This is a genomic window from Streptomyces sp. NPDC059080, from assembly GCF_042739975.1.
In the GTDB taxonomy this organism is placed as follows: domain Bacteria; phylum Actinomycetota; class Actinomycetes; order Streptomycetales; family Streptomycetaceae; genus Streptomyces; species Streptomyces benahoarensis.
This window is the reverse complement of record NZ_JBHYGX010000004.1, coordinates 262,218-286,109: the sequence shown is the minus strand read 5'-3', so window position 1 is coordinate 286,109 and position 23,892 is coordinate 262,218. Positions and strand designations below refer to the sequence as shown.

The 23,892-nt window shown below is 73.8% G+C and carries 18 protein-coding genes; 12 read left to right on the top strand and 6 right to left on the bottom strand.

Going from position 1 to position 23,892, the window contains the following annotated elements:
- Positions 1-45: 45 nt before the first annotated feature.
- Positions 46-1,335: an FAD-dependent oxidoreductase gene (locus ACFWWQ_RS05045; protein WP_384590229.1), complete on the top strand. Its 1,290-nt coding sequence runs from the start codon at positions 46-48 to the stop codon at positions 1,333-1,335.
- A 175-nt stretch (positions 1,336-1,510) separates the two neighbouring features.
- Here the strand turns inward: ACFWWQ_RS05045 and ACFWWQ_RS05040 are convergent, their stop codons facing one another.
- Positions 1,511-2,965, bottom strand: a complete 1,455-nt coding sequence (locus tag ACFWWQ_RS05040; RefSeq protein ID WP_384590226.1) for a regulator — start codon at positions 2,963-2,965, stop codon at positions 1,511-1,513.
- A gap of 394 nt (positions 2,966-3,359) precedes the next feature.
- On the opposite strand from ACFWWQ_RS05040, the gene lipB reads away from it, so the two are divergent.
- From lipB to ACFWWQ_RS05020, 4 genes are all read left to right on the top strand, one after another.
- Positions 3,360-4,184 (top strand): lipoyl(octanoyl) transferase LipB, encoded by an 825-nt coding sequence (lipB, locus tag ACFWWQ_RS05035; protein WP_384590223.1) that lies wholly within the window; start codon positions 3,360-3,362, stop codon positions 4,182-4,184.
- Positions 4,185-4,309: 125 nt separating this feature from the next.
- Positions 4,310-5,260 carry a lipoyl synthase gene (lipA, locus tag ACFWWQ_RS05030; RefSeq protein ID WP_384590220.1) on the top strand — a complete coding sequence of 317 codons (951 nt, stop codon included), beginning with the start codon at positions 4,310-4,312 and terminating at the stop codon, positions 5,258-5,260.
- 211 nt (positions 5,261-5,471) lie between these two features.
- Positions 5,472-5,687, top strand: a complete 216-nt coding sequence (locus ACFWWQ_RS05025) for a hypothetical protein (RefSeq protein ID WP_384590310.1) — start codon at positions 5,472-5,474, stop codon at positions 5,685-5,687.
- Positions 5,688-5,697: 10 nt separating this feature from the next.
- Positions 5,698-6,390 (top strand): DUF4191 domain-containing protein, encoded by a 693-nt coding sequence (locus tag ACFWWQ_RS05020; RefSeq protein WP_384590217.1) that lies wholly within the window; start codon positions 5,698-5,700, stop codon positions 6,388-6,390.
- A 206-nt stretch (positions 6,391-6,596) separates the two neighbouring features.
- Here the strand turns inward: ACFWWQ_RS05020 and ACFWWQ_RS05015 are convergent, their stop codons facing one another.
- Positions 6,597-7,064 (bottom strand): RDD family protein, encoded by a 468-nt coding sequence (locus tag ACFWWQ_RS05015; protein WP_384590215.1) that lies wholly within the window; start codon positions 7,062-7,064, stop codon positions 6,597-6,599.
- A 247-nt stretch (positions 7,065-7,311) separates the two neighbouring features.
- On the opposite strand from ACFWWQ_RS05015, the gene glnA reads away from it, so the two are divergent.
- Both glnA and ACFWWQ_RS05005 read left to right on the top strand, forming a co-directional pair.
- A complete protein-coding gene (gene glnA, locus ACFWWQ_RS05010; protein ID WP_384590212.1) occupies positions 7,312-8,721 on the top strand; it encodes a type I glutamate--ammonia ligase in 1,410 nt (469 codons plus the stop codon).
- A gap of 255 nt (positions 8,722-8,976) precedes the next feature.
- Complete coding sequence (locus ACFWWQ_RS05005) at positions 8,977-9,117, top strand: hypothetical protein (RefSeq protein ID WP_384590209.1); 141 nt, start codon at positions 8,977-8,979, stop codon at positions 9,115-9,117.
- Between the two features lie 28 nt (positions 9,118-9,145).
- On the opposite strand, the gene ACFWWQ_RS05000 is transcribed toward ACFWWQ_RS05005, so the two are convergent.
- A complete protein-coding gene (locus ACFWWQ_RS05000; RefSeq protein ID WP_384590206.1) occupies positions 9,146-12,373 on the bottom strand; it encodes a BTAD domain-containing putative transcriptional regulator in 3,228 nt (1,075 codons plus the stop codon).
- A gap of 335 nt (positions 12,374-12,708) precedes the next feature.
- On the opposite strand from ACFWWQ_RS05000, the gene ACFWWQ_RS04995 reads away from it, so the two are divergent.
- Both ACFWWQ_RS04995 and ACFWWQ_RS04990 read left to right on the top strand, forming a co-directional pair.
- Positions 12,709-13,974 (top strand): hypothetical protein, encoded by a 1,266-nt coding sequence (locus tag ACFWWQ_RS04995; protein WP_384590203.1) that lies wholly within the window; start codon positions 12,709-12,711, stop codon positions 13,972-13,974.
- On the top strand, positions 13,971-14,495 hold the full coding sequence (locus tag ACFWWQ_RS04990) for a hypothetical protein (RefSeq protein ID WP_384590200.1): 525 nt from the start codon (positions 13,971-13,973) through the stop codon (positions 14,493-14,495). The genes ACFWWQ_RS04995 and ACFWWQ_RS04990 overlap by 4 nt, the downstream gene beginning before the upstream one ends.
- Here the strand turns inward: ACFWWQ_RS04990 and ACFWWQ_RS04985 are convergent.
- Positions 14,420-16,561 (bottom strand): NB-ARC domain-containing protein, encoded by a 2,142-nt coding sequence (locus ACFWWQ_RS04985; protein ID WP_384590197.1) that lies wholly within the window; start codon positions 16,559-16,561, stop codon positions 14,420-14,422. The two genes, ACFWWQ_RS04990 and ACFWWQ_RS04985, sit on opposite strands and share 76 nt — an antisense overlap.
- Positions 16,562-16,738: 177 nt before the next feature.
- On the opposite strand from ACFWWQ_RS04985, the gene ACFWWQ_RS04980 reads away from it, so the two are divergent.
- On the top strand, positions 16,739-17,599 hold the full coding sequence (locus ACFWWQ_RS04980; protein WP_384590194.1) for an Fpg/Nei family DNA glycosylase: 861 nt from the start codon (positions 16,739-16,741) through the stop codon (positions 17,597-17,599).
- A 74-nt stretch (positions 17,600-17,673) separates the two neighbouring features.
- Here the strand turns inward: ACFWWQ_RS04980 and ACFWWQ_RS04975 are convergent, their stop codons facing one another.
- Together ACFWWQ_RS04975 and ACFWWQ_RS04970 are read right to left on the bottom strand one after the other, a co-directional pair.
- Complete coding sequence (locus tag ACFWWQ_RS04975; protein ID WP_384590191.1) at positions 17,674-19,506, bottom strand: choline/carnitine O-acyltransferase; 1,833 nt, start codon at positions 19,504-19,506, stop codon at positions 17,674-17,676.
- 70 nt (positions 19,507-19,576) lie between these two features.
- Positions 19,577-20,449 carry an arpA protein gene (locus ACFWWQ_RS04970; RefSeq protein WP_384590188.1) on the bottom strand — a complete coding sequence of 291 codons (873 nt, stop codon included), beginning with the start codon at positions 20,447-20,449 and terminating at the stop codon, positions 19,577-19,579.
- A 465-nt stretch (positions 20,450-20,914) separates the two neighbouring features.
- Between ACFWWQ_RS04970 and ACFWWQ_RS04965 the strand changes: the two genes are divergently transcribed.
- Complete coding sequence (locus ACFWWQ_RS04965) at positions 20,915-22,942, top strand: FAD-dependent oxidoreductase (protein WP_384590185.1); 2,028 nt, start codon at positions 20,915-20,917, stop codon at positions 22,940-22,942.
- A gap of 173 nt (positions 22,943-23,115) precedes the next feature.
- Positions 23,116-23,712 carry a PadR family transcriptional regulator gene (locus ACFWWQ_RS04960; protein WP_384590182.1) on the top strand — a complete coding sequence of 199 codons (597 nt, stop codon included), beginning with the start codon at positions 23,116-23,118 and terminating at the stop codon, positions 23,710-23,712.
- Positions 23,713-23,892 lie beyond the last annotated feature (180 nt).

Genomic DNA, 23,892 nt, shown 5'->3' with positions numbered 1-23,892 from the left:
GCCCGGTGCGGGCGGGGCGGGCGGGACCGATCTGAGGAGGGGCACGTGCAGCGCACCTCATCGGCCGTGGACGCGGTCATCGTAGGGGCCGGCCCTGCGGGGCTGGCCGCCGCTCGTCAACTGACCGCCGCGGGACTCACGGTCACCGTGCTGGAGGCGGCGGAGCGGATCGGCGGGCGGTCGGCCACCGACGACGTCGACGGCTTCCTCCTGGACCACGGCGGCAGGCCGCTCGTCGCCACACCCGGCCTGCTGCGCACGCCCGGCCTGGAGACGCTGAAGCTCTGCCGGTTCGCGCCGTGGATCGGGCTGCACAACGGGCGGCGCGCGCAGCGGGTCAGCGCACTTCGGAGCACAAGGGGCGCACTCGCCGCCGCGCGCGCCCTTTCGCGCGCCGATCGCCGTCCGGAGCGCCCCCAGGACCGGCGTATGGACCGCCTCGGCGACCGTACGGCCCCCGACCGCCCGGCGGCCGACGCGCTGTCCGCCCGTCCGGTCTTCGCGCCGCGCGCCCACGACGCGTTCCTGCGGCCGCTGCTCGGCGTGCTGCTGGGCGATCCGCGGCTCGGTGGCTCCAGCCGCGGCGCCGCGCTGACCCTGCGGGCGTTCGCGGAGGGGCGGCTCTGCCTGCCCGCCGGGGGCGCCGCCGCGCTGCCCGCCGCGCTCGCCGCGGGCCTGCCGCCCGGCACCGTCCGCACCGGCGTCCGTGTCACGTCCGTCGCCACCACCTCCGTCACCACCGCGGACCACGGCGAGGTGACCTGCCGCGCGGTGATCGTCGCGACCGGCGCGCGGGACGCGGCGGCGCTGCTGCCGGGGCTGCGGGTACCGCCGTTCCATCCGGCGACGGTGCTGCACCACACCACCCCGTCCGGCCACGGCCCGCACCCGGCCGGACCGCGCGAGACGCCGCTGCTGCTGACCACGCAGTCCCCGCTGGCCTGTAGCTACGCGGCCGGGGCCATCGACCCGTCGCGCGCCCCGGCGGGCCGGACGCTGCTGACAACGGTGGTGCTGGGCGCCCCCGCGGCGCTTCCGGCCGCCGCCCTGGACGCGGCGGTCCGGCCGCAGCTGGCCCGGGTGTACGGCACGGTCACCACCGACTGGGAGCTGCTGACGGTGCGGCACACCCCGGCGGCGATCCCGGCGATGCCCGCGCCGCACGACCCGGAGCGGCCGGTCCGGGTCCTCTCCGGGCTGTACGTGTGCGGCGACCACCGCGGCCTCAGCACCGTCCAGAGCGCCCTGGACTCCGGCCGCCGCGCCGCCCGCGCCCTCCTGGCCGACCTCGGCGTGCCCACCACCGAACCGGCCGCCCTGCACACGGCCGCCTGATACGGCGGGCCCGCACCGGCCCGGAGGGGGCGGGTGCGGGCCGGGGCGCCGGACGGGGAACGTGCCTCCACGGACGCGGCCGGGGCCCACAGCCCGGGGCCCGAAGGGCCGAGGCACAAGAGCCCGGGCCACGGCCGCACGGGCGGCAAGGGCTCCCGGCCGAGGCCCCGGCACCTCACCCCAGCGCCGCCACCCGGTCCCGGTACCCCCGCACCGGCGCCGCATCGCGGTACGGCTCCAGCCGCCGTTCGAACTCGGCGACGTACTCATGGGCGCGCACCGACCGCATGTCGGCCGCCTGGAGCGCCGCCTCCGCGCCGAGCGCGCACGCCTGCTCCAGCTCGCCCAGGGCCAGCCGGGAGGTGGCCAGCACCACCCGGCAGAAGAGACGGCTGCGGGCGAAGCCCGGTGCCCGCAGCTCCAGGGAACGCTCCGCGTGCTGGGCGGCGGCACGGAACTGCCGCAGATCGCGGTGGCAGTGCGCCAGCTCGTCGGCCAGCTGCGCCTCGTCGAAGAAGCGCGCCCAGTGCGGTGTCTCGTCGCCGGGCCGGGCGCACTCCATCGCCCGCTCGGACCGCGACAGCGCCGCCGTACAGGCCCGCACCTCGCCCATCAGGCCGTGGCCGCGCGCCTCCGCCGCGTGCAACAGCGCCAGCACCGCGGGCGGCGCCGCGGCCCCGACGCCCTGCTGCGCCACCCGCGCCAGCTGCACCGCCTCCCGGCCGTGCCCGAGGTAGACGGCCTGACGGCTCATCGTGACCAGCACGTACGAGCCGTACGCGCGGTCGCCCGCCGCCTGCGCCAGCCGTAGCGCCTGGACGAAGTACCGCTGCGCCAGACCGTGCGCCACGATGTCGTACGACGTCCACCCGGCCAACCGGGTCAGATCGGCGGCCGCGGCGAAGAGCTTGCGGCCGGTCGCCTCGCCGTACGTGCCGCGCAGCATCGGCTCGGCCTCGTGCTCCAGATAGCGCACCAGGGCCTGGCGGGCGTGGCCGCCGCCGTAGGCGTGGTCCAGCGCGCGGAACAGCTCACCGACCGACCGCAGCGCCGCGATGTCCCCGGCGGTGACGCGGGCGCCGCCGACCCGGTCGACGTGGTCGGTGCGGCGCTGGCGGGGGACCGTGATCCGGCCCTGGAGCGGGACCCGGCCGGTGCCGTCGGGGCTCAGCTCGCCGCGGGCCACCCGTTCGTCGGGGCGGCCGATGAGCCAGTCCCGGCTGGGCACCACCAGCCCCGCCGGGGTGAAGGCGATCTTGCGCAGCTCGGCATGGCTGCCGGAGTCCTTGCGCCACAGACCGCTGACGATGTCGACGGCTTCGGTGGGCGTCCCGGCGAATTCGAGTCCGGCGTAGACCGGTGCGCAGGCGTCCAGGCCGAGGTCCTGGGCCGACAGGCGGCGGCCCAGCTTGCGGGTGAAGACCTCGGCGATCAGCGCCGGGGTGGTGCCCCTGGGCTGCTGGCCGCGCAGCCAGCGGGTCACGGATGTCTTGTCGTAGCGGAGGTCGAGGCCGTGCTCGATGCCGAGCTGGTCGACGCGCCTGGCGAGTCCGGCGTTGGAGAACCCTGCCTCGGCGATGAGGGCGGCCAGCCGGCGATTGGGCGTGCGGTGCGGGGGTCGTTCCGTCATCAGCTTTACCGGTCTCCTGCCTTCCGGGCCGGGCCGCCGGGCCCGGCTGACCCTGTCCGGCACGCTCGTCGCCCTTGTGGAACGGCGCGAATGTAACGGCCTTCGGGGCTCTTCTGGCCGCCTGAGCACCGCGTTCATCCGATCGTGTGAGCAGGGCGCATGCGCTCCACACCGAGGTTCACCCGGCTCACGCCCCCGCCTTCCCGACCCGGCGGCCGGTTTCCCGGCCCGTGCGCGCGAGGTCCCCCGGCCACCGGCCGGCCTGCCCCCCGGCCGTACAGTGGCCTGGGCGCGAAGTGGCATCGGACAGGCAGGAGCCCCGTATCGAACGGGTGCGGAGGCACTGCATCAAACGTCGCAGCCCGCTGCGACAGAAGTGCGAAGAGGAGCTGCTGTGACTGCGATCTCTCGGGGGGACACCCCCGCACCCGAGGGGCTGCGCTTTGTGCGTCTGGGCTTCGGCGCCGACGCCGTGCCGTACGAGGCGGCGTGGCAGGAGCAGCGGCGGGTGCACGCCGCCCGGTTCGCCGACGAGGTCCCCGACACCTGTCTGCTGCTGGAGCACCAGCCGGTCTACACCGCGGGCCGCCGCACCGCCGACGACGAACGCCCGCTGGACGGTACGCCCGTCATCGACGTGGACCGCGGCGGGAAGATCACCTGGCACGGCCCGGGCCAGCTGGTGGGCTACCCGATCCAGAAGCTGCCGCGCCCGGTCGACGTCGTCGCGCACGTCCGCCGCCTGGAGGAGGCGCTGATCCGGGTCTGCGCCGACTTCGGCGTCGAGGGCACCCGCGTCGAGGGGCGCAGCGGGGTGTGGGTCCTCGGCGACCCGGTCGAGCAGCGTCCGTCGCTCGGCGGTCTTCAGCTCGACCTCGCCCCGCAGACCGCTGCGGACGCGGACGAGATGTACGACGCGCGGCTGCACGGTCCCGAGTACGCGCCGTCCAACGCCGGTCAGCGCGGTGAGGACCGCAAGCTCGCCGCGATCGGCATCCGCGTCGCCAAGGGCGTCACGATGCACGGCTTCGCGCTGAACGTGAACCCGGACAACACCTCGTTCGACAAGATCGTGCCGTGCGGCATCCGGGACGCCGGGGTCGCCTCGCTCTCCGGCGAGCTGGGGCGCGACCTCACCATCGCCGAGGTGCTGCCCTCGGTCGAGAAGCATCTGCGGGACGTCCTGGAGGGCGTGGAGCTCCTCCCCCGCGCGGTCTGAGCGCCGTCAAGGAATGCCGGCCTCGTATCGGGGGTTGGCGAGCACGTGAAGACGTACGAAATCCCGGGCGTACCCTGGTGTACGCCGCTGAATCGAATGCCGCGATAGCAGAAAGGGGCGCCGACGTGTCCGCTGTCGCACCCGACGGACGCAAGATGCTGCGCCTGGAGGTCCGGAACAGCCAGACCCCCATCGAGCGCAAGCCCGAGTGGATCAAGACCCGGGCGAAGATGGGCCCCGAATACAACCATCTGCAGGGCCTGGTGAAGAGCGAGGGCCTGCACACGGTCTGCCAGGAGGCGGGCTGCCCCAACATTTTCGAATGCTGGGAGGACCGCGAGGCGACCTTCCTCATCGGCGGTGAGCAGTGCACCCGGCGCTGCGACTTCTGTCTGATCGACACCGGCAAGCCGGAGCCCCTGGACCGCGACGAGCCCCGCCGGGTCGCCGAGTCCGTGCAGACCATGGACCTGCGCTACGCCACGATCACCGGCGTCGCCCGCGACGACCTGGAGGACGGCGGCGCCTGGCTGTACGCCGAGACGGTCCGCCAGATCCACGCCGCGATGCCGGACACCGGCGTCGAGCTGCTGATCCCCGACTTCAACGCGGACCCCGACCAGCTGGCCGAGGTCTTCTCGTCCCGCCCGGAGGTGCTGGCGCACAACGTCGAGACGGTCCCGCGGATCTTCAAGCGCATCCGCCCCGGTTTCCGCTACGAGCGCTCCCTCAAGGTCATCACCGAGGCCCGCGCGGCCGGGCTGGTCACCAAGTCCAACCTGATCCTGGGCATGGGCGAGACCCGCGAGGAGATCAGCGAGGCGCTGCAGGACCTCTACGACGCAGGGTGCGAGCTGATCACGATCACCCAGTACCTGCGGCCGTCGGTGCGGCACCACCCCATCGAGCGGTGGGTCAAGCCCGCGGAGTTCGTGGAGCTGAAGGAGGAGGCCGAGGAGATCGGCTACGCCGGTGTGATGTCCGGCCCGCTGGTCCGCTCCTCGTACCGTGCGGGCCGCCTCTACCAGCAGGCGATCGAGCGGCGCGAGGTCGAAGCCTCCACTCAGGCGGTCTGACCCGCCCCGGCGCGCCGATGCGCGGATCCTGGCACATGCTGGGTGGACGCGGCCCGCACTCCCCCAGGCCGGGGGTTGCGCGGGCCGCTCCGTCGTCACGCCCTGGTGTGACCGGCGGGTCATCCGCGGGTCACACCCGTCGGTGACGATGGACCCACGCACCGCGTCCGTCCCGGGCGTCCCGCCGACCTCCCCGAGGGAGACCCACACCATGCAGGCCGCGCCGCTCCGCGCCACCGCACGTCCCGTCCCGTCCGTCACCGGAGCACTCCGCGCCGTCGAGGCGCTGCTGCTCGGCGGCGGGCAACGCACCGCCCGCCGCAACGCTTGGAACTCGGTCCTGGAGGACCGCCGCCGGGCCAGCGACCGGCAGGAGGCGCAGTACGTACTGGAGGCCGCGGCGACCCGCCGCCCGCGGGCCACGTAAACTTCTTGGTATGGCGAGGAAGGCAAACACAGACGGCGCTGGCGCCGGCACCCCCGGGCGGCTGAAGCAGATCGCCCAGACCTACAAGATGACCCGTCAGGTCGACTCCAAGGTCGGTCTTGTCGTCGCTGGCGTGGGCATCGTCGTGTTCGGCGTACTCCTCGCCGTCGGCTTCGTGATCGGCCATCCCGCCTACGCGGGCATCCTGGGCTTCGTCCTGGCCTTCCTCGCGATGGCGATCGTCTTCGGGCGCCGCGCCGAGCGGGCGGCCTTCGGGCAGATGGAGGGCCAGCCGGGCGCGGCCGCCGCGGTGCTGGAGAACGTCCGCGGCTGGACGGTCACCCCCGCGGTGGCGATGAACCGTAACCAGGACGTGGTGCATCGCGCCGTCGGCAAGGCGGGCATCGTGCTGGTCGGCGAGGGCAACCCGAACCGGCTGCGCGGTCTGCTGGCCGCCGAGAAGAAGCGGATGGCCCGTACGGTCGCCGACGCCCCGGTGCACGACTTCGTGGTCGGCGAGGGCGAGGGCGAGGTCCCGCTGAAGAAGCTCCGCACCCGGCTGATGAAGCTGCCGCGGGTGCTGCCCGGCGCGCAGGTCACCGCCGTCAACGACCGGCTGCGCGCGCTCGGCGACCTGATGAGCAACATGCCGGTGCCGAAGGGGCCCATGGGTACCCGCCCGCCCCGCGGCAAGATGCGCTGAGCGTCCCGGCCCGCCTCCCCCACCGACCACGACGCCCCGGAGCCTCAGGCTCCGGGGCGTTCTCTGTATGTGTCCGGCGGTCACGGGCTGTGTGGCCGTCGCCGCCATTTCGTATACGCGGAGGCGTCCGTTTCGTACACGCGGAGGTGTCCGCTTCGTATACGCGGAGGTGTCCGCGCGGCGGGCGGCGCGCGCCCGCCCGGGGCTCAGATGCGGACCTGCACCGCGCGGCTCAGGCGGTCGTGGAGGCCACGGCCGTCGCGGTCCCAGATGACGGCGGGGATGACGATCACCAGCAGGACGGTGCGCACCACCACGCGCGGCAGCGAGAGGCGGCCGCCGCCCTCGGCGACGACCCGCAGGCCCAGCAGCCGCTTGCCGGGCGTGAAGCCGACGGTGCCGACGGTCAGGATGCTCAGGACCGCGAAGACGACCAGCGCCCAGTTGCTCGCCGCCTGCGTGCGACCGCCGCTGAGCAGCCCGTACGCGATGAGCATGCACAGCGCCCAGTCGATGAAGAGGGCGGCGAAGCGGCGGCCCGGACGGGCGATCGACCCGGGGCCCTCCTCGGGCAATCCGAGCTGCGCCCCGCGGTGAGCGAACTCGACGCCCATGTCCTCGGCCGCCGCGCGGGGCCCGGAGATCCACGATCCGATTGCTTGCCTGTTGTCCACCCGTCCACGGTACTGGGGCCACCTACGTTCCCCGCCCGAGGGGCGCCTCCGAGGGGCCGAATGCGGCATGACCAGGCATGATCGGTAGTAAGGCAGGACGCATCCCGGTTAACCCCGACGAAACAAATGGGTCACGCTCGGGAAATCACGGCTGCCTATGGTCGGGCAAACGCGCCACTCCAAAGGGTCGCGCTCCGTGCATCAGCCCCGCGTCCGCCGACCGGCGACCGGGCGAGGAGGAGTAGGGATGTTCCAGAACGCCGACGACGCGAAGAAATACCTCGCCGACGAGGACGTCAAGTTCATCGACGTGCGGTTCTGCGACCTGCCCGGTGTGATGCAGCACGTCACGATCCCGGCGAAGGCGTTCGACCCGGACGAGGAACTGGCGTTCGACGGCTCCTCGATCCGCGGCTTCCAGGCGATCCACGAGTCCGACATGTCGCTCCGCGCCGACCTGTCGACGGCCCGGCTGGACCCGTTCCGCCGCGACAAGACCCTCAACATCAACTTCTTCATCCACGACCCGATCACCGGCGAGCAGTACAGCCGCGACCCTCGGAACATCGCCAAGAAGGCCGAGGCGTACCTCGCCTCCACCGGCATCGCCGACACCGCCTACTTCGGCCCCGAGGCGGAGTTCTACGTCTTCGACTCGGTGCGCTTCGACACCTCCGCGAACCAGTCCTTCTACCACATCGACGCCGAGTCCGGCGCGTGGAACACCGGTTCCGAGGAGAACAACCGCGGCTACAAGGTCCGCTACAAGGGCGGCTACTTCCCCGTCCCGCCGGTCGACCACCACGCCGATCTGCGCGCCGAGATGTCGCTGGAGCTGGAGGCCGCCGGGCTGGAGATCGAGCGCCAGCACCACGAGGTCGGCACCGGCGGCCAGGCGGAGATCAACTACAAGTTCAACACGCTGCTCGCCGCCGCCGACGACCTGATGCTCTTCAAGTACATCGTGAAGAACGTCGCCTGGCGCAACGGCAAGACCGCGACCTTCATGCCCAAGCCGATCTTCGGTGACAACGGCTCCGGTATGCACGTCCACCAGTCCCTGTGGCAGGGCGGCAACCCGCTCTTCTACGACGAGCAGGGCTACGCGGGCCTCTCCGACACCGCCCGCTACTACATCGGCGGCATCCTCAAGCACGCCCCGTCGCTGCTGGCCTTCACCAACCCGACGGTGAACTCCTACCACCGCCTGGTCCCCGGTTTCGAGGCCCCGGTCAACATGGTGTACTCGCAGCGCAACCGTTCCGCCGCGATGCGCATCCCGATCACGGGCGCCAACCCGAAGGCCAAGCGCGTCGAGTTCCGCGCGCCGGACCCGTCGTCCAACCCGTACCTGGCGTTCTCCGCGCTCCTCCTCGCGGGCCTGGACGGCATCAAGAACAAGATCGAGCCGGCCGAGCCGATCGACAAGGACCTCTACGAGCTGGCCCCCGAGGAGCACGCGAGCGTCCAGCAGGTCCCGACCTCCCTCCCGGCCGTCCTTGAGGCCCTGGAGGCCGACAACGAGTACCTCCAGCAGGGCGGCGTCTTCACCTCCGACCTGATCGAAACCTGGATCGACTACAAGCGCACCCACGAAATCGCCCCGATCCAGCTCCGGCCGCACCCGCACGAGTTCGAGCTTTACTACGACCTGTAAGCGGCCGCCGGGGGCTCCGACGAGCCTCGGTGGGTAACGGTTTCATGGTGGAGGGCCACCCCTGATGGGGGTGGCCCTTCGCCGTTGGGGCGTGTGACCCGAGGATTAAATATGCCATGGCCATATGCGAACTCCCGTTCGCTAGGCGGGAATTGATCAGGTAAGTTGACGTCCCTCGCCGGTGATCAAGGAGGCGCATGACGCTTCCCTTCTCGACACACTTCCCAATCAATTCGCATCGAAAGTCGTTCACTTTTGAAACGCATATTCTTCTGCGTCGCCACCGCAGTGGCGATGCTCAGCATCTCGACGGCCTCCGCGTCCGCCACCCCCACAGCCGTGACCCCCTCCGTCCAGAAGTCGGCAGCCTGCTTCCCGGGCCAGGTGATGTGGTGACGGGCGCGAGCCCGGCAATTTCCGTCCGCTAGGCCCCGTCGGCCCTCGGCTCCCGGCCGTGTGACGTCGGGCCGGGAGCCGAGGGGCGCTGGCGGCCGAGGAGGCGGCGGAGGGATTCGGCCTCGCCTCGGGCGCCCAGGCGGTGCAAGAGCATCAGGGCCCGTTCCGCGTAGGAGCGGGCCGTTTCGTTGTCCCGCAGTTGCAGGTGGGTGCGGGCGATTCCGGCCAGGGCGTCGGCGACTCCGCGCCGGAAGGCGAAATCCTCGGCGAGGCGGCGGGCGCGGTCGTAGGTTTCCAGGGCCGTCGCGCATTCCCCGGCCAGCCGGTGGGCATCGGCCCGGCCCACCATGGCGCGTTGCCGCTCGTAGACGTTGCCGAGGCGCAGTGCCAGATCCTCCGCGGTGCGGAGGTGGCGCATCGCCTCTTCCGTCCGGCCGGCCGCGGCGTGCACCCGGCCCAGTCCGATCAGTGAGTTCATCTCCCCGACGGCGTCGCCGCGTGCGCGGTTGCTGGACAGGGCCCGGCGGAAGAACGCCTGGGCCTGGTCGAGCTGGCCCAGGCCCAGATGGACCCCGCCGAGGTTGATGTCGAGGATCGCGGCCTCCTGCCGTCCGCCGAAGCTCTGGACCAGCTTCAGGGACTGCTCGTAGTGATGCAGAGCCTGTCCCCTTCTGCCCTCGTGCGAGTGGATTTCGCCCATATTGTTGAGGGCCTTGGCCTGGCCGTGCAGGTCCCCCAGACCACGGTGGATGTCCAGCATCGCGACGAAGCAGCGCATCGCCCGCGGGTAGTCGGCCCCGAAGATCAGCGAGGCGCCCTGGACGTTGAGGCTCTCGGCCACCCCGTACCGGTCGCCGGTCCCCCGGTAGAGCTCCCGCGCCCGTTCCAGTGCGCGCAGGCAGTCGCCGTCGCGGCCGGCCGCCAGATGTGCCCGGCCGGTCTGCAGGGAGGCGTCGGCGCGGCCGTGGTCGTCGCGGACGGTCTCGAAGAGCGCGTACGCCTCGGCGGCGCAGCTCAGGGCCTGTGCGTGGTCCGTCTGGGCCAGGACGTCGGCGCGCGCCACCAGGGACCGGGCCAGCGCGGCCGGGTCGTCGGTGCCCCGCAGCAGGGTGACGGCGGCGTCCAGCAGCTCCGCCGCGACCTCCCGGACGCCCCAGAGCTTGAGGGAGTGGACGAGGGCGAGCGGGAACAGGACGGCGAATTCCGGGAATTCGGCGGCCGCGGTGCGCGCCGCGGCCAGGAGGTTGGCGCGTTCCACGGTGAGCCACACGGTGGCGCGGTCCGCGGCGCCGTCGCCGGTCGCGGCGAAGTCCGGCGCGTAGGGGGACTCCCGGTCGAGGGCGAGGGCCCGCCGCCGCCCCGGGTGGGCGGCTCGCTCCGCGCGGTCGGCAGCCGTCAGGTAGTACGACAGGAGCCCGCCCAGCGCCCGGCGGCGCGCGTACCGGGGTACCTCCACGCGGCACAGGCGGCGGCCGAACGCCCGTAACAGGTCGTGGAGTTGGAGGCGGTCGCGTACGGGTTCCTCGACGAGGTGCCGGTCCAGCAGCTCGTCGGCGGCGCGGCGGATCTCCTCCGGCGGCGCGGCGCACAGGGCCGCCGCCGCGTCGACGGTGAGGTCCGGTCCCGGGTGCAGCGCGGCGTACCGGAAGAGCCGCCGGGCCGCCGGGCGGAGTTCGGCGAAGGAGAGCTGGAAGGCCGCCGTGACGCGTTCGCCGACCTCGTCCAGGGGGTCGGCGGCCCGGGCCAGGCGTCCGGCGACGTACTCCAGGTCCCAGGTGTCCCGGTGCCGTAATCGGCCGGCGAGGAGTTGCAGGGTGAGCGGGTGGCCGCCGCAGATCCGCATGATGCGGCGGAGGGCCGCGGCATCCGAGGAGCGGCTCCGGCCGGCGACCCGGGTGAACAGGGCGGACGCCTCGGAGAGCGAGAGTTCGTGGAGCAGCAGGGGGGTGGCGCCGTCCAGTTCGGCGAAGCGGTTGCGGCTGGCCACGATCGCCCGGCAGCTCGCGGCGCCGGGGAGCAGCGGGACGATCTGGTCGGCGTCCCTGGCGTTGTCCAGCACGACCAGCACCCGCCGGTGGGCGGTCCACTCCCGCCAGCGGGCCACCCGTTCGTCGAGGGTGGCCGGGAGCGGATCGGGGACACCGGCGCTGCGCAGGAGGAAGGCGAGCGCCTCGGCGGGTTCGTACGCAGGCTGGTCGCTGTAGGCGCGGAGGTCGACGTAGAACAGGCCGTCCGGGTAACTGGTGCGCAGGCGGTGGGCCGCGTGGATGATGAGGGCGGTCTTGCCCACCCCGGGCATGCCGTGCACGACGGACAGCGGCAGGGCGGTGGCGTGGCCCTCACGCACCGGGGTGGCGAGCAGGGTGCGCAGTTCGCCGGTGCGGCCGGTGAAGTCCTTGGTGTCGCGGGGCAGGGTGCTGCTCACCCCGGGGCGCGGCGCCGCGGCGGGTGTCTGTCCGAGGCGTGCGGTGGGTACCGCCGGCGGCGGGGGCGCGTCCAGCACGGTGTCCTGCGCGAGGATGCGGCGCTGGAGGGTCCGCAGGTCGGCTCCGGGGTCGATGCCGAGCTGGTCGTCGAGTCGGCGCCGGGTGGTGCCGTACAGCTCCAGGGCCTCGCCGTCGCGGCCGGAGCGGTAGAGCGCCAGCATCAGGGCGGCGACGGCCCTCTGGGCCAGCGGGTTCTCCGCCACGAGGTCGCGGAGTTCGCCGATGAGGTCGGTGTGGCGGCCCAGTTCCAGCTCCAGGCGGATGCGTTCCTCCTGGAGGGAGCGGCGGTCCTCGGTGAGCCGGGCGCCCGCCGCCGCGGCCCAGGCTCCGGGGAACTCGGCGAGCGGCTCCCCCCGCCACAGCGCCTGGGCGCGCCACAGCTGGGCGACGGCGGCCTCCCGGTCCCCGTGGGCCACCGCCGCGCGTGCCTCGGCGCGGATCCGTCGCAGGCGGTAGAGGTCGATGTCGTCGGGGTCCGCGACGCGGAGCCGGTAGCGGCGCGGGGAGACGAGATCGATGCGGGCCCGGTCGCCGACCGCCTTGGTCAGCTGGGTGCGCAGCCGCGACAGATAGCTCTGCAGGGTGGCCACGGGAGAGTCCAGGGTGTCGCCCTCGTCCCAGACGCGGTCCAGGAGTGTCTCCACGCCCACCGGCTCGCCCTGCGCGTACAGCAGGGAGGCGAGCACATGGCGCGCCTTGGGTGAGCCGATCGGCCACTGGCGGCCGTCGTGCCACAGTTCGAGCGGCCCCAGCAACAGAAGTTCCACCATCGCCCCCTGATGGTTCGCCTTCCCACCCCCGCCCGGAGGTCACCGGGCACCTGAGCAAGGCTCTTCTCACTGTTGCCCGGCACCGGAGGGACCGGAGGGGGCGGGCAGGGGCGCACCGTCGCGCCAGGGGCGCACGTGCCGTTGGCAGCTTCCGCACGGCGCTGACCGGCGGCTCAGGAACCGTACAAGGATTCTGCAGGCCCGGTGGCAGGTCTCCCCCGCACAGTGGGCACCGCGGCGGAACGGGTCGCACACGCGGGGCCGGCCGACGGGGGCGGATACCGCGACCACATCACAGGGGCCGGTCAACTCGGCCGGGACATGGGGGAGTTCGCATGAGCGTGACGGTATCGGGATTCGAGTGGCGGCATGTGCCGCTGCGGCTGGACGTCGAACGGTGGGCCACCCGCAAGGTCCGGAAGAAGATCCTCGCGGTGGTGCACACGGTCACCGCGGGGCAGCGGCTGCTGGACGCGGTGCGGCTGCTCGACGGCGACCCCCGGGTGCAGGTGATCTTCACCGTCGCACCCGACGTCTTCAGCCACGGCGTGGACGCCTTCCTGGAGGGCACCCGGGCGCTGGTGCTGCCCTGGGCGCAGGCGGTGAACATCCCGTTCGACCTGGCGCTGGCGGCCAGCCACGGCAGCCTGCACGAGCTGCACGCGCCGGTGATCGTGCTGCCGCACGGCGTGGGGCACAACAAGGTCGTGTCCTCGCCGGCCGGGCACGCCGCCCCGGCGGCCGGTCCGGCGGAGCGCGGTGTCTACGGGCTCAGCAGGCAACGGCTGGTCCGGGACGGCGCCGTCATCCCGGCGGCGATCGTGCTCTCCCACGCCGAGGAGCTGGCCAGGCTCGGCCGCGAGTGCCCGGAGGCGGTACCGGCGGCCCATGTGGTCGGGGACCCCTGCTACGACCGGATCAGGGCGAGCATGCCCTCGCGGGCGCTGTACCGGAAGGCGCTGCGCACCGGGGCGCACCAGGAGCTGCTGCTCGCCTGCTCCACGTGGGGTCCGCAGTCGCTGCTGGGCGAGGAGTGGGAGTTACTGGAGCGGCTGGCGGCGGATCTTTCGCGCGACGAGTACAGCATCGCGCTGATGCTGCACCCGAACGTCTGGAACGCGCACGGCGAGTGGCAGATCAAGAGCTGGCTGACCCGGCTCGGACGCGCCGGGGTGCAGGTGATCAGCCAGTACTCGGACTGGTGCGGCGCGGTCGTCGCGTCCGACATCATCGTCGGGGACCACGGCTCCGCCGCCCTCTACGGGACGATGACCGGCGCCCGGGTGCTGACCACGGGCTCGGCGAAGGCGGAGCTCGACCCGGGATCCCCCATGGCCGAGCTGCGGTCCTTCGCGCCCCGGTTGCGGGCCGACCGTCCCCTGCGGCGGCAGCTGCGCGCTCCGGCCGCGGCGGCACGGCCGGAGCTGTACGCACGGGTGGCCGCCCGGCTCACGTCGGAGCCCGGACGGTTCGCCCGGCGGATGCGGTCGCTGATCTACCGGACGCTGCGGCTGCGGGCACCGGCCGCGCGGCTGGTGCCGGAGACGGCGTCGCTGCCGGTCACCCTGGACTTCCGCGTACCGGGCGGGGCGGAGACATGACGGCGCGGTGGCTGAGCCTCCACGGACCCGACGGCGGTGTGCTGCTCGCCGCCGTCGGGGAGACGCCGGTGCCCGAGGCCGTGACGGCGGTGCGGGCGGCGGTGCGGCTCCGGCTGCCGGACGGCGGGCGGGTGACCGATCACCATCTGCGCGTCGCGCCTCCGGCGCCGCGCCCGTGGCCGCTGCTCGCCGATGTGCTGGTGGTACGGGACCCCGGACGGGCCGGGGCGGCGCACCTCGCGCCCGGGGCCGCCGTACTGGCCCTCCCCCAAGGGCCCACGGAATGCCGGATGCGGTGCGGTCCGCGGCGGGACGCCTGGGTGGAGCTGGGCTCCGGGCACGCCGCCGTGGCGCCGTGGGAGGTGTGGGCCTCTCTGGCGCACGCCTGGCTGGTGGCCGGCCTGCCGGTGCGGGCGCTGGCGGCGGTGCGGGCGGCGCCGGCCGGTCAGCCGGCGGCGTCGAGCGCGGCCAGCCGGGCGCGTACGGCGTCGGCGCGCTCCGGGCGGTTCACGCCGACGTAGAGGTCCAGCGCCTCCGCGTAGCGGGCCCTGGCCACGGGGGTCTCCCCGCGGTCCCCGGCGATCTCGGCCAGGGCCTCCAGGGCCCGCGCGACCTCGTAGCCCGCGTCGACGCCACGGAGCACGGCCAGCGCCTCGGAGAGCAGGCCCGCCGCCTCCTCCGCCGCCCCGGCGAGCAGCCGGGCCCGGCCGAGGAGGGTGGTCGCGCGGGCCGCGTTGTACGGGTCGCCCGCCTCGCGCAGCACGTCGCGTGCCGCCCTGGCGGCGGCCGCGGCCTCCTCCGGGCGGGCGGCGTCGAGGGCGATGCCCGCGGCGTTGAGGCGGGCCAGGCCACCGGCGCGCGGGTCTCCGTGACGGGGCAGCTCGGTCGCGGCGCGGGCGAACAGGGCCGCGGCCGCCTCCGGTTCGCCGCGCCGCTGGAGGGCGAGGCCGCGGTAGTTGAGCGTCCGGGCGCGCCCCAGGGCGTCGCCGTCCCGGTCCAGGATCCCCGCCGCCGCCTCGAACATCTCCAGGGCCCGGTCGTGCTCGCCGCGTCCGAGCTCGCCCAGGCCACCGGAGGTCAGCATCCTGGCCTGCGCCGCCCGGTCCCCGTACGCCTCGGCCGCCGCCAGCCCTTCGCCGTGCACGGTGCGCCAGTGGTCGTAGTGCTTGCGGCGCGGGAAGAGCGGCCACAGGGCGTCGGCCAACTGCCAGCTGAACCACGGGAAATCGGTGGTTCCGACGCGCCGGATGACCGCGACGAGGTCGGGAAGTTCCCGCTCCAGCCAGTCCAGCGCCGCCTCCGCGTCCCCGTCGCCGAACGGCGCGGAGTCCGCCTGCCGGGAGGCCGGGTCGCGCTCCAGGGTGGGCCGCCGCGGCTCGATGGCGTGCTCCGCGCGGGTGGCGAGGGCGAGGTAGTGCCCGGCGATGCGGCGCAGCGCCCCGTCGCGTTCGGCCGCCGGTTCGTCCTCCTCGGCCCGCGCCAGGGCGTGCAGCCGTACGAGGTCGTGGAAGCGGTAGCGGTCCTCACCCGTTTCGGTGAGCAGATGGGTGTCGTGGAGGACGTCGAGGAGGTCCGCGGCCTCGCCGACCGTCGCCCCGGTGGGGGCCAGCAGGGCCGCCGCGAGGCCGTCGTCGAAGTGTCTGCCCGGGTGGGTGCCGAGCAGCCGGTAGAGCCGGGCGGCCTCGGCGGGCAGGCCGCGGTAGGACAGGTCCAGGGCGGCGCGCACGCTGCGGTCCCCGTCGATGGCCAGGGCGTCGAGGCGTCCGCGTTCCTCGGACAGGGCGCCGACCATCATGGCGATGCTGCGCCGCGGCCGGGCGGCGAGGCGTGCGGCGACGAGGCGGACGGCGAGCGGGAGACCGGCGCAGAGAGCAACCAGGGCGTGGGCGTCGTCGGGGCGTTCGGCCACGCGGCGGTCCCCGAGGGTGTCCGCGAGCAGCTGCACGGCGTCGTCCGGTGCGAGCGGTTCGAGGTGGAGCTGGTGGCCGCCTTCGAGGGTGAGGCCGGTCATGCGTCCGCGGCTGGTGACGAGGGTGACGCTGTCCCCGCCGGGCAGCAGCGGGCGGACGTGTGCCGCGCTCTCGGCGTCGTCGAGCAGCACCGCGACCGGGCGGCGGGAGGTCAGGGAGCGGTACAGCGCCGCGCGTTCGGCGAGGGTGTGCGGCACCTGCTGCGGCGGGGTGCCGAGTCCGCGCAGGAAGCGGCTGAGCGTCTCCGCCGGGTCGACCGGGCCGCTCGGCGACCGCGCGCCCAGATCGGCGAAGAGCTGTCCGCCGGGAAGGGACGGTCGCAGGGCGTGCAGCCAGCCCAGGGCGAGGGCGGTCTTGCCGACTCCGCCCAGGCCGCTGATCGCCGCCAGGAAGGGATGCCCGCGGTGGAGGCAGCGATCGCGGCGGCGCTTGAGGAACAGCAGCTCGTCCGAACGGTCGGTGAGCGGCACGGCGGGTGGTAACTGCCACGGTATCGGCGGGAGGACCGGCTGCTGACTCCCGATGTACACATCGCCGTGGATGATCCCTGCCTGCACGCTGGGGCCCAGGACCTGCCCGCTGACGTCGTTGTGAACGCTTCGCTCGTCCACCGGCATGCGCCCCCTTCGACCGGTCTCCGGCTGCACCCGGACGACTCCTGCATGAGTATGTCCGAGTACACGGCGGGCACACGGCGGCGGCACATGCGCCCGTCGCCCCGGGCGGGTGGTCGTTCCCCGGCCGGGCGCCGCTCCGGCCGGGCCGTACGGCCCCGTACGCGGCACACTGACCCCATGCCCGAATTGCCAGAAGTCGAGTCGCTTGTTCGGTACCTGCGGGGGCGGGTCGAGGGGAGGACCGTGGACCGGGTGTTTCCGGTGGCGGTCAGTGTGCTCAAGACGTATGAGCCCGCGGTGACGGAGCTGGAGGGGCGGGTGTGCGGGGGCGTCGTGCGGTGGGGGAAGTTTCTGGATGTGGGGGTCGGGGGGCTGCGGCTGGTGATGCATTTGGGGCGCGCCGGGTGGGTGCGGTGGCGGGAGGAGGTGCCGGCGGTGCCGCCGCGGCCGGGGAAGGGGCCCCTGGCGTTGCGGGTGCGGCTGGTGGAGGGCGGCGGGTTCGACGTGACGGAGGCGGGGACCCGTAAGCAGGTGGCGGTGTATGTGGTGCGGGATCCGCGGGAGGTGCCCGGGGTGGCGCGGCTGGGGCCGGATCCGCTCGGGGACGCCTTCACCCGGGAGGCGTTCGGGCGGATGCTGGCCGGGGAGCGGCGGCAGGTCAAGGGCGTACTGCGGGATCAGGGTGTGCTGGCCGGGATCGGGAACGCGTACTCGGACGAGATTCTGCACGTCGCCCGGATGTCGCCGTTCAAGGCGGCGGCGGCGCTGTCGGAGGAGGAGACCGATCTGCTGTACGCGGCGATCGGGACGACGCTGACGGACGCGGTGGCGCGGTCGGGCGGACTGGAGCCGGGGAAGCTGAAGGCGGAGAAGAAGAGCGGGATGCGGGTGCACGGGCGGACCGGTCAGGCGTGTCCGGTGTGCGGGGACACGGTGCGGGAGGTGGTCTACCGGGACCGGTCGATGCAGTACTGCCCTACGTGCCAGACGGGCGGGAAGGTGCTGGCGGACCGGCGGATGTCGCGGTTGCTGAAGTAAGGAGGGCGGGCGGGCGCCGCACGGTGAGATGCGGCACCCGCCGAGAGAGCGACCGGCCTGATCAGGCCCCCGGGTTACCCCTCCCCCATCAGCTCCCGCAGCTCCGCCACCGCCCCCCGGAGCTCCTCCGCGAACGCGTGCATGGAGGCCGCGACCGTCTCCGGGGTGCTGAGGTAGAGGTGGAAGCGGTCGGGGAGGAGGACGTAGGCGACGCCGATGCAGCGGCTGCTGGTGGAGCCGAAGCCGAAGTACTGGATGTGGACGGAGGGGGCGGAGCTGGTGCTGAGGTAGTCGTCGCGCATGGTCAGCCAGCCCGGGGAGCGGTAGAGGGCGGGCTGGTCGGGGAGGCCGAGTTCCGGGCCGCGGCGGCGCTGGATCAGCTCCAGTTCCCACAGGTGCTGTTCGGGGGCGTGGCCCGCCTGGCAGTCCCTGGCACGGGTGACGTGGGCCTCGGCGGCGGCGCGGAAGGCGGTGCGGCGGGTGGTGCGGTCGGTGGCCGGGTCCTCCATGGCGGCCACGAAGTGCTGGATCTCCTCGGTGACCACCCGCATCGCCTCGGTGCGGCCGCGCCGCCACTGCCGGGTGGCGATCGATTCGTAGGTGGCGCCCAGGTGGCCCTTGGCGCGGTGGTGGGCGAGTTGGTACGCGAGCTGGACGAAGGCGTCCGGTGAGACGCCGAGGGCCTTGGCGGTGTCGGCGCCGAAGTCGTCTAAGGCGACGGTGCGGGTGGCGGTGGCGCGGCCGTACGCGGTGAAGGCGTCGGCGGCGGCGCGGATACGGGCGCGGGTGGCGTCGTCGGTGGTGAAGGTGAGCGGGGACGGCGCGGGCGGGCCCTGGGTGCGGGCGCCGGCGAGGCGGGCGTGGTCCTCGGGGGTGGTGGCGAGCAGGCCGTCGACGAAGGCGAGGACGGTGGTGCCGTCGAGTTCGCAGTGCTCGATGTTGATACCGGCCCGGCCGTCGGCGAAGACGATGAGGGAGACGGCCTTGTCGAACCAGCGGTTGCCGCGGTCGCCGTGGAGCAGCTCGTCGCACGCCTCCTGGGTGCCGTCGGGCGTGATGTCCTCCAGGCAGACGCAGAAGAGGGCGGTTTCGACGGTGTCGAGGGCGGCGGCATTGCCGGGGTCGGCGAGGAGGGCGGCGCGGGCGTCGGCCCATTCGGCGCGGGCCAGGGTGGTGAGGTGGCCGACGGAGGTGCCGGGTGCGGCGGGGGCGGCGCCCGCCTCGCGTACGGCGTCGAGCCCCGCGCGCAGGTCGTCGAGCCCGTAGGGGGTGCCGTCGGGGGCGAGGACGTCGAGGCGGAACATCCGGCCGTGGAAGAAGACCACGATGTGGCGGGCGCGGGACGGGCCGGGCCACTCGGCGGAGTACGGGGCGCGGACGGTGTCCTGGACGGTGCCGGGGATACGGGTGGTGGAGAAGAGGTAGCGGTGCTGGTCCATCGACTGCGGGCGGCCGCGCTGGACGACGGGCGGGAGGCGTTCCTCGTCGAGGAGGCGCTTGTGGTGGAGGGCGCCGGCGATGAGACCGGCGGCGCGGTCGAGTTGGGGGTCGGCGGCGGGCCCGGTGGGCTCCTCGTCGCGGAAGAGGAAGAAGAAGTTGGCGTTGAGGGCGATGCGGTCGCGGCGGCCCAGGTAGCGGTAGGGCCAGAAGGTGTCGAGCCAGCTGTGGGTGGTGGGGAGCGCGTCGTAGGCGGCGAGGGCGGCGTGCAGGGTGGGGCCGGGGCCGTCGGGGGCGCGGAAGGCCGCCACCTCGGCCTCGGTCGCGGCGCGTTCGGCATCGGTCAGCAGCGGGTGGCACCACTCCAGGAAGAGGGCGCAGCTCTCCTCAAGGGTGGGCAGCGGCACCTTCGGGAGCTGGTCGTCGTGGGCGAAGGTGGTGCCGGGTGCGGTGTCCTCGGGTGTGGGCATGGTGGCTCTCGTTTCGACAGGTGCGTACGGGGCAACGGGCTCAACGAGCCGGAATCGTACGGGAGTTGGGTCAGTCCAGGAGCGTGTCGCCGCGGACGGTGCGGCGAGCGGCGGCCAGATGGGCGGGGAGGACCCGGCCGAAGAGCTGGCGGGTGCGGGCGACGCTGCCGATGACGCCGGGCCGCTCGCTGTAGGCGAAGATCGCGGAGTGGCGGGCCCGGCTGCCGCGTACCGGGCTGACCCGGTGCAGGGAGTAGCGACCGCGGAAGAGCTGAAGGTCGCCGGGGCGCAGCGGGAGGCGGTGGACCAGGTGGTCGCCGTGGCCGTCGAGGACGGTGCGGACGTCGTCGAACCGTTCGTCGTCGGCGGACCTGATGCCGGGGCAGTACTCGAAGTCACCGCCGTCCGTGGCCTCCTGGGTGAGCATGCTGACGGTGAACTCGTTGGTGTCGAAGTGCCAGGGGTGGCCCATGCCCGGTTCGACGACGTTGAGGACGAGTCCGGCGAGCGGGTCGGCGAGCGGGTGCAGCCGGGACAAGCCGAAGCAGGCGGCGAGGAAGCCCTGGACGTCCGGGTCGGTGTGGAGGCGGCTGATGAGCGCGTCGGCGGGGATGCGGTCGCGGGGGACGAAGGCGTTGCCGCGCCGGAAGGTGCGGCGGCCGGGGTGGCCGTCGGGCAGCGGGGCGTCGGTGGCGATGTTGTAGACGTTGACGGTCTCGGCGGCGAAGTGGGCACGGGGCGCGAGGTCCGCGCACTCCTCGCGGAGGGTGTCGCGCTGCGGCGGGCGGAGGAAATCCGCGAGGACGGTGCAGCCGTGGCTGCGCAGGTCGCGGCGGGCCCGGTCGATGACGGCCCGCGCGGCGGGGGCGCCGGGGTCGGCGAGGGGGTAGCGGTCGGTGTCGACCACGTGGTCGAGCGTGAGCGTGATGGGCGGTGTGCTCATACGGTCCCTTCCGTGTGCGGGCGGGCGGGCATCACGGCGCGCGTCGTCGTTCCCGTACGGGGCGCGCCGCTGGCCGCCCCTCGGAGTGCGGCAACTCTACTGACAGGTAACCGAGTTGGGGCCGCGCGCACGGGAAGTGCACTGTGAGACGGCCCACGGCGCCCCCACCCCCGGGCGGCCGGGGGCGGGGGCGCGCGGGCGGGCCACGGGCGCCGGGGGCGCGTGGGGCAGGGCGCGGGGCGGGCGGCGCCAGGTCCGAGAGCGAACGTCTGCGGCGCGCGAACAGGACGCGGCCACCGGGGGCGGGCGGCGCCGGAGGCGGGCGCCATGCGGGCACCGCCGGGGCCGGACACGGGAGGGGGCATCGGGCCGTCGCCTGGGTCACTCTTTTATGCAACTTGTTGCATAAACTCGCTCCGGTGCCCTAGAACGTCCCTGACGACCGCCGCTGCGCCAGGAGGCCCAATGAGCCCGAGCCCGTATCCGTATCTGCTGAGCCCGCTCGCGCTGGGCTCCGTGACGCTGCCCAACCGCGTCCTGATGGGGTCGATGCACCTCGGCCTGGAGGAGGCGCCCGGCGGGTTCGCGCGGATGGCCGCGTTCTACGCCGAGCGGGCGCGCGGCGGGGTCGGGCTGATCGTCACCGGCGGGTTCGCGCCCAACGACGCCGGGCGGCCGTACGAGGGCGGGGCGACCCTGACCACCGAGGAACAGGCCGCCGAGCACCGGCAGATCACCGAGGCGGTGCACCGCGAGGGCGGCCGGATCGCGCTGCAACTGCTGCACTTCGGCCGGTACGCGCACCACCCGGACCTGGTGGCGCCGAGCGCGCTCCAGGCGCCGATCAGCCCGTTCACCCCGCACGCGCTGGCCGACGACGAGGTGGAGCGGACCGTCGAGGATTTCGTGCGCGCCGCGGAGCTGGCGCGGTCCGCCGGGTACGACGGCGTCGAGATCATGGGGTCCGAGGGCTATCTGATCAACGAGTTCCTGGTGACCGCCACCAACCGGCGTACGGACCGGTGGGGCGGCTCGTACGAGAACCGGATGCGGTTCCCGGTGGAGATCGTCCGCCGGGTGCGGGAGCGGGTCGGGCCGGACTTCCTGATCATCTACCGGCTGTCGATGCTCGACCTGGTGCCGGGCGGCTCCACGCTGCCGGAGGTGATCGCGCTGGCCGAGGCGGTCGAGGCGGCCGGGGCCACGCTGCTCAACACCGGGATCGGCTGGCACGAGGCGCGCATCCCGACCATCGCGACCTCCGTGCCGCGCGGCGCGTACGCCTGGGTGACCCAGCGGGTACGCGGCGCGGTGTCGCTGCCGCTGGTCGCCGTCAACCGCATCAACACCCCCGACGTCGCCGAGGAGTTGCTGTCCGGCGGGGCGGCCGACATGGTCGCGATGGCGCGGCCGTTCCTCGCCGACCCGGAGTTCGTGGCGAAGGCCGGGCGGGGCGAGCCGGAGGCCATCAACACCTGCATCGGCTGCAACCAGGCGTGCCTCGACCACACCTTCAGCGGGAAGATCACCTCCTGTCTGGTCAACCCGCGGGCCTGCCATGAGACGGAGCTGGTGCTGTCGCCCACGCGGCGGCGCAAGCGCATCGCCGTGGTGGGCGCCGGGCCCGCCGGGCTGGCCTGCGCGGTGTCGGCGGCGGAACGCGGCCACGCCGTCACGCTGTTCGACGCCGCCGCGACGATCGGCGGACAGCTCGACATCGCCCGCCGCATCCCCGGCAAGGAGGAGTTCGACGAGACGCTGCGGTACTTCCGCCATGCGCTGGAGCGGTGGAAGGTCGACGTCCGCCTCGGTACGCCCGTCACCGCCGAGACGCTGGACGGCGCCGGATACGACGAGATCGTGCTGGCCACCGGCGTCACCCCGCGCACCCCGCCGATCCCCGGCACCGACCATCCGAGCGTGCTCGGCTACCTCGATGTGCTGCGGGACGGGGCGCCGGTCGGCGAGCGCGTCGCGGTCATCGGCGCCGGGGGCATCGGCTTCGACGTGACGGCGTTCCTGACGGACGGCGGAGAACCGGCGAGCCGTGACCCGGAGGTCTTCTTCCGGCAGTGGGGCGTCGACACCGGCTACGGCGCCCCGGGCGGGCTGACCGCACCGCAGCGGAGCGCGCCGCGGCGCCGGGTCCATCTGCTCCAGCGCAGCACCACCAAGGTCGGCGCGGGCCTCGGGAAGACCACCGGCTGGATCCACCGCACCGAACTGCGCCACCGCGGCGTGACGATGGTCGCGGGCGCCACGTACCACCGCATCGACGACGAGGGGCTGCACCTGACGGTCGACGGGCAGCGGCAGGTACTGCCGGTGGACACGGTCGTCCTGTGCACCGGCCAGGAACCGCGGCGCGACCTGTACGACGCGCTGGTACGGGCCGGGCACTCCGTCCATCTGATCGGCGGCGCGGAGGTGGCGGCCGAACTCGACGCGAAGCGCGCGATCGACGGGGGGACGCGGGTGGCTGCGGGGTTGTGAGGGGGGCAGCTGCTTGGTTCGGTGCGGGGCCGCTCGCCCCAGGGCCGGGCGGGTGCGGGCTCCGGCCCTGGCCCGGCCCTGGCCTGGCCCTGGCCTGCCCTGGCCTGCCCTGGCCTGCCCTGGCCTGCCCTGGCCCGGCCCGTCCGCTCCGGGCCCGGCCTAGGATTGCGTCCATGTCCCTGCCGTACGCGATCCTCACCGCCCTGCTGGAGAAGCCGTCGTCGGGGCTGGAGCTGACGCGGCGGTTCGACAGGTCGATCGGCTATTTCTGGTCGGCGACGCACCAGCAGATCTACCGCGAACTGGGCAAGCTGGAGGCGGCCGGACTGATCCGCGCACTCCCGGCCGCGCAGCCGACCCGCGGGCAGAAGAAGGAGTTCGAGGTCCTGCCGTCCGGCCGCGCCGCGCTGACCACGTGGGCATCCGGGCAGCAGGACCCCAAGCCGCCCCGGGACGCCCTGCTGCTCCGGATACGGGCCGCGGCCGTGGTGGGACGCGACGGGCTCGACGAGGAGCTGCGCCGCCATCTCGCCCTGCACCAGCGGCAGTTGGCGGAGTACACCGCGATCGAGGAACGCGACTTCGCGGAGGCCGACTCCCCCGGCGACCGGCTGCGACGACTGGTCCTGCGGGCCGGCATCGACCTGGAGACGTTCTGGATCACCTGGCTGACGTCGGCGCTGACGGAGACGGCGGAGATGGCGGACGACGAGAGTGCGGGGAGCCCGGAGGGCGCGGCGGAGGCGGGCGGACCGGAGGGCGCGCTCTAGGGGGATGAGTCCGGAGTCAGCGCCTCAGCGGCAGTCGTTGAGGCAGGCGCACCGGCGGCGGCGCCTCCGGGAGATACCGGGCCCCGGGGGGGGGGGGGCCCGCCCCCCCCCCCCCCGCGGGGGCCCCCCCCCCCGAGACAGCGGGGGGCGCGGCGGTGGGGGGAGGGGGCGGGCGCGCCC

Coding starts and splice junctions, on each gene's coding strand:
- ACFWWQ_RS04980 (WP_384590194.1), top strand. CDS start 16,739: ATGCCCGAATTGCCAGAAGTCGAGTCGCTTGTTCGGTACCTGCGGGGG.
- ACFWWQ_RS04960 (WP_384590182.1), top strand. CDS start 23,116: ATGTCCCTGCCGTACGCGATCCTCACCGCCCTGCTGGAGAAGCCGTCG.
- ACFWWQ_RS04975 (WP_384590191.1), bottom strand. CDS start 19,506: ATGCCCACACCCGAGGACACCGCACCCGGCACCACCTTCGCCCACGAC.
- ACFWWQ_RS05000 (WP_384590206.1), bottom strand. CDS start 12,373: ATGGTGGAACTTCTGTTGCTGGGGCCGCTCGAACTGTGGCACGACGGC.
- ACFWWQ_RS05040 (WP_384590226.1), bottom strand. CDS start 2,965: ATGACGGAACGACCCCCGCACCGCACGCCCAATCGCCGGCTGGCCGCC.
- glnA (WP_384590212.1), top strand. CDS start 7,312: ATGTTCCAGAACGCCGACGACGCGAAGAAATACCTCGCCGACGAGGAC.
- ACFWWQ_RS04965 (WP_384590185.1), top strand. CDS start 20,915: ATGAGCCCGAGCCCGTATCCGTATCTGCTGAGCCCGCTCGCGCTGGGC.
- ACFWWQ_RS04970 (WP_384590188.1), bottom strand. CDS start 20,449: ATGAGCACACCGCCCATCACGCTCACGCTCGACCACGTGGTCGACACC.
- ACFWWQ_RS05020 (WP_384590217.1), top strand. CDS start 5,698: ATGGCGAGGAAGGCAAACACAGACGGCGCTGGCGCCGGCACCCCCGGG.
- ACFWWQ_RS04990 (WP_384590200.1), top strand. CDS start 13,971: ATGACGGCGCGGTGGCTGAGCCTCCACGGACCCGACGGCGGTGTGCTG.
- ACFWWQ_RS05025 (WP_384590310.1), top strand. CDS start 5,472: ATGCAGGCCGCGCCGCTCCGCGCCACCGCACGTCCCGTCCCGTCCGTC.
- ACFWWQ_RS04985 (WP_384590197.1), bottom strand. CDS start 16,561: ATGCCGGTGGACGAGCGAAGCGTTCACAACGACGTCAGCGGGCAGGTC.
- ACFWWQ_RS04995 (WP_384590203.1), top strand. CDS start 12,709: ATGAGCGTGACGGTATCGGGATTCGAGTGGCGGCATGTGCCGCTGCGG.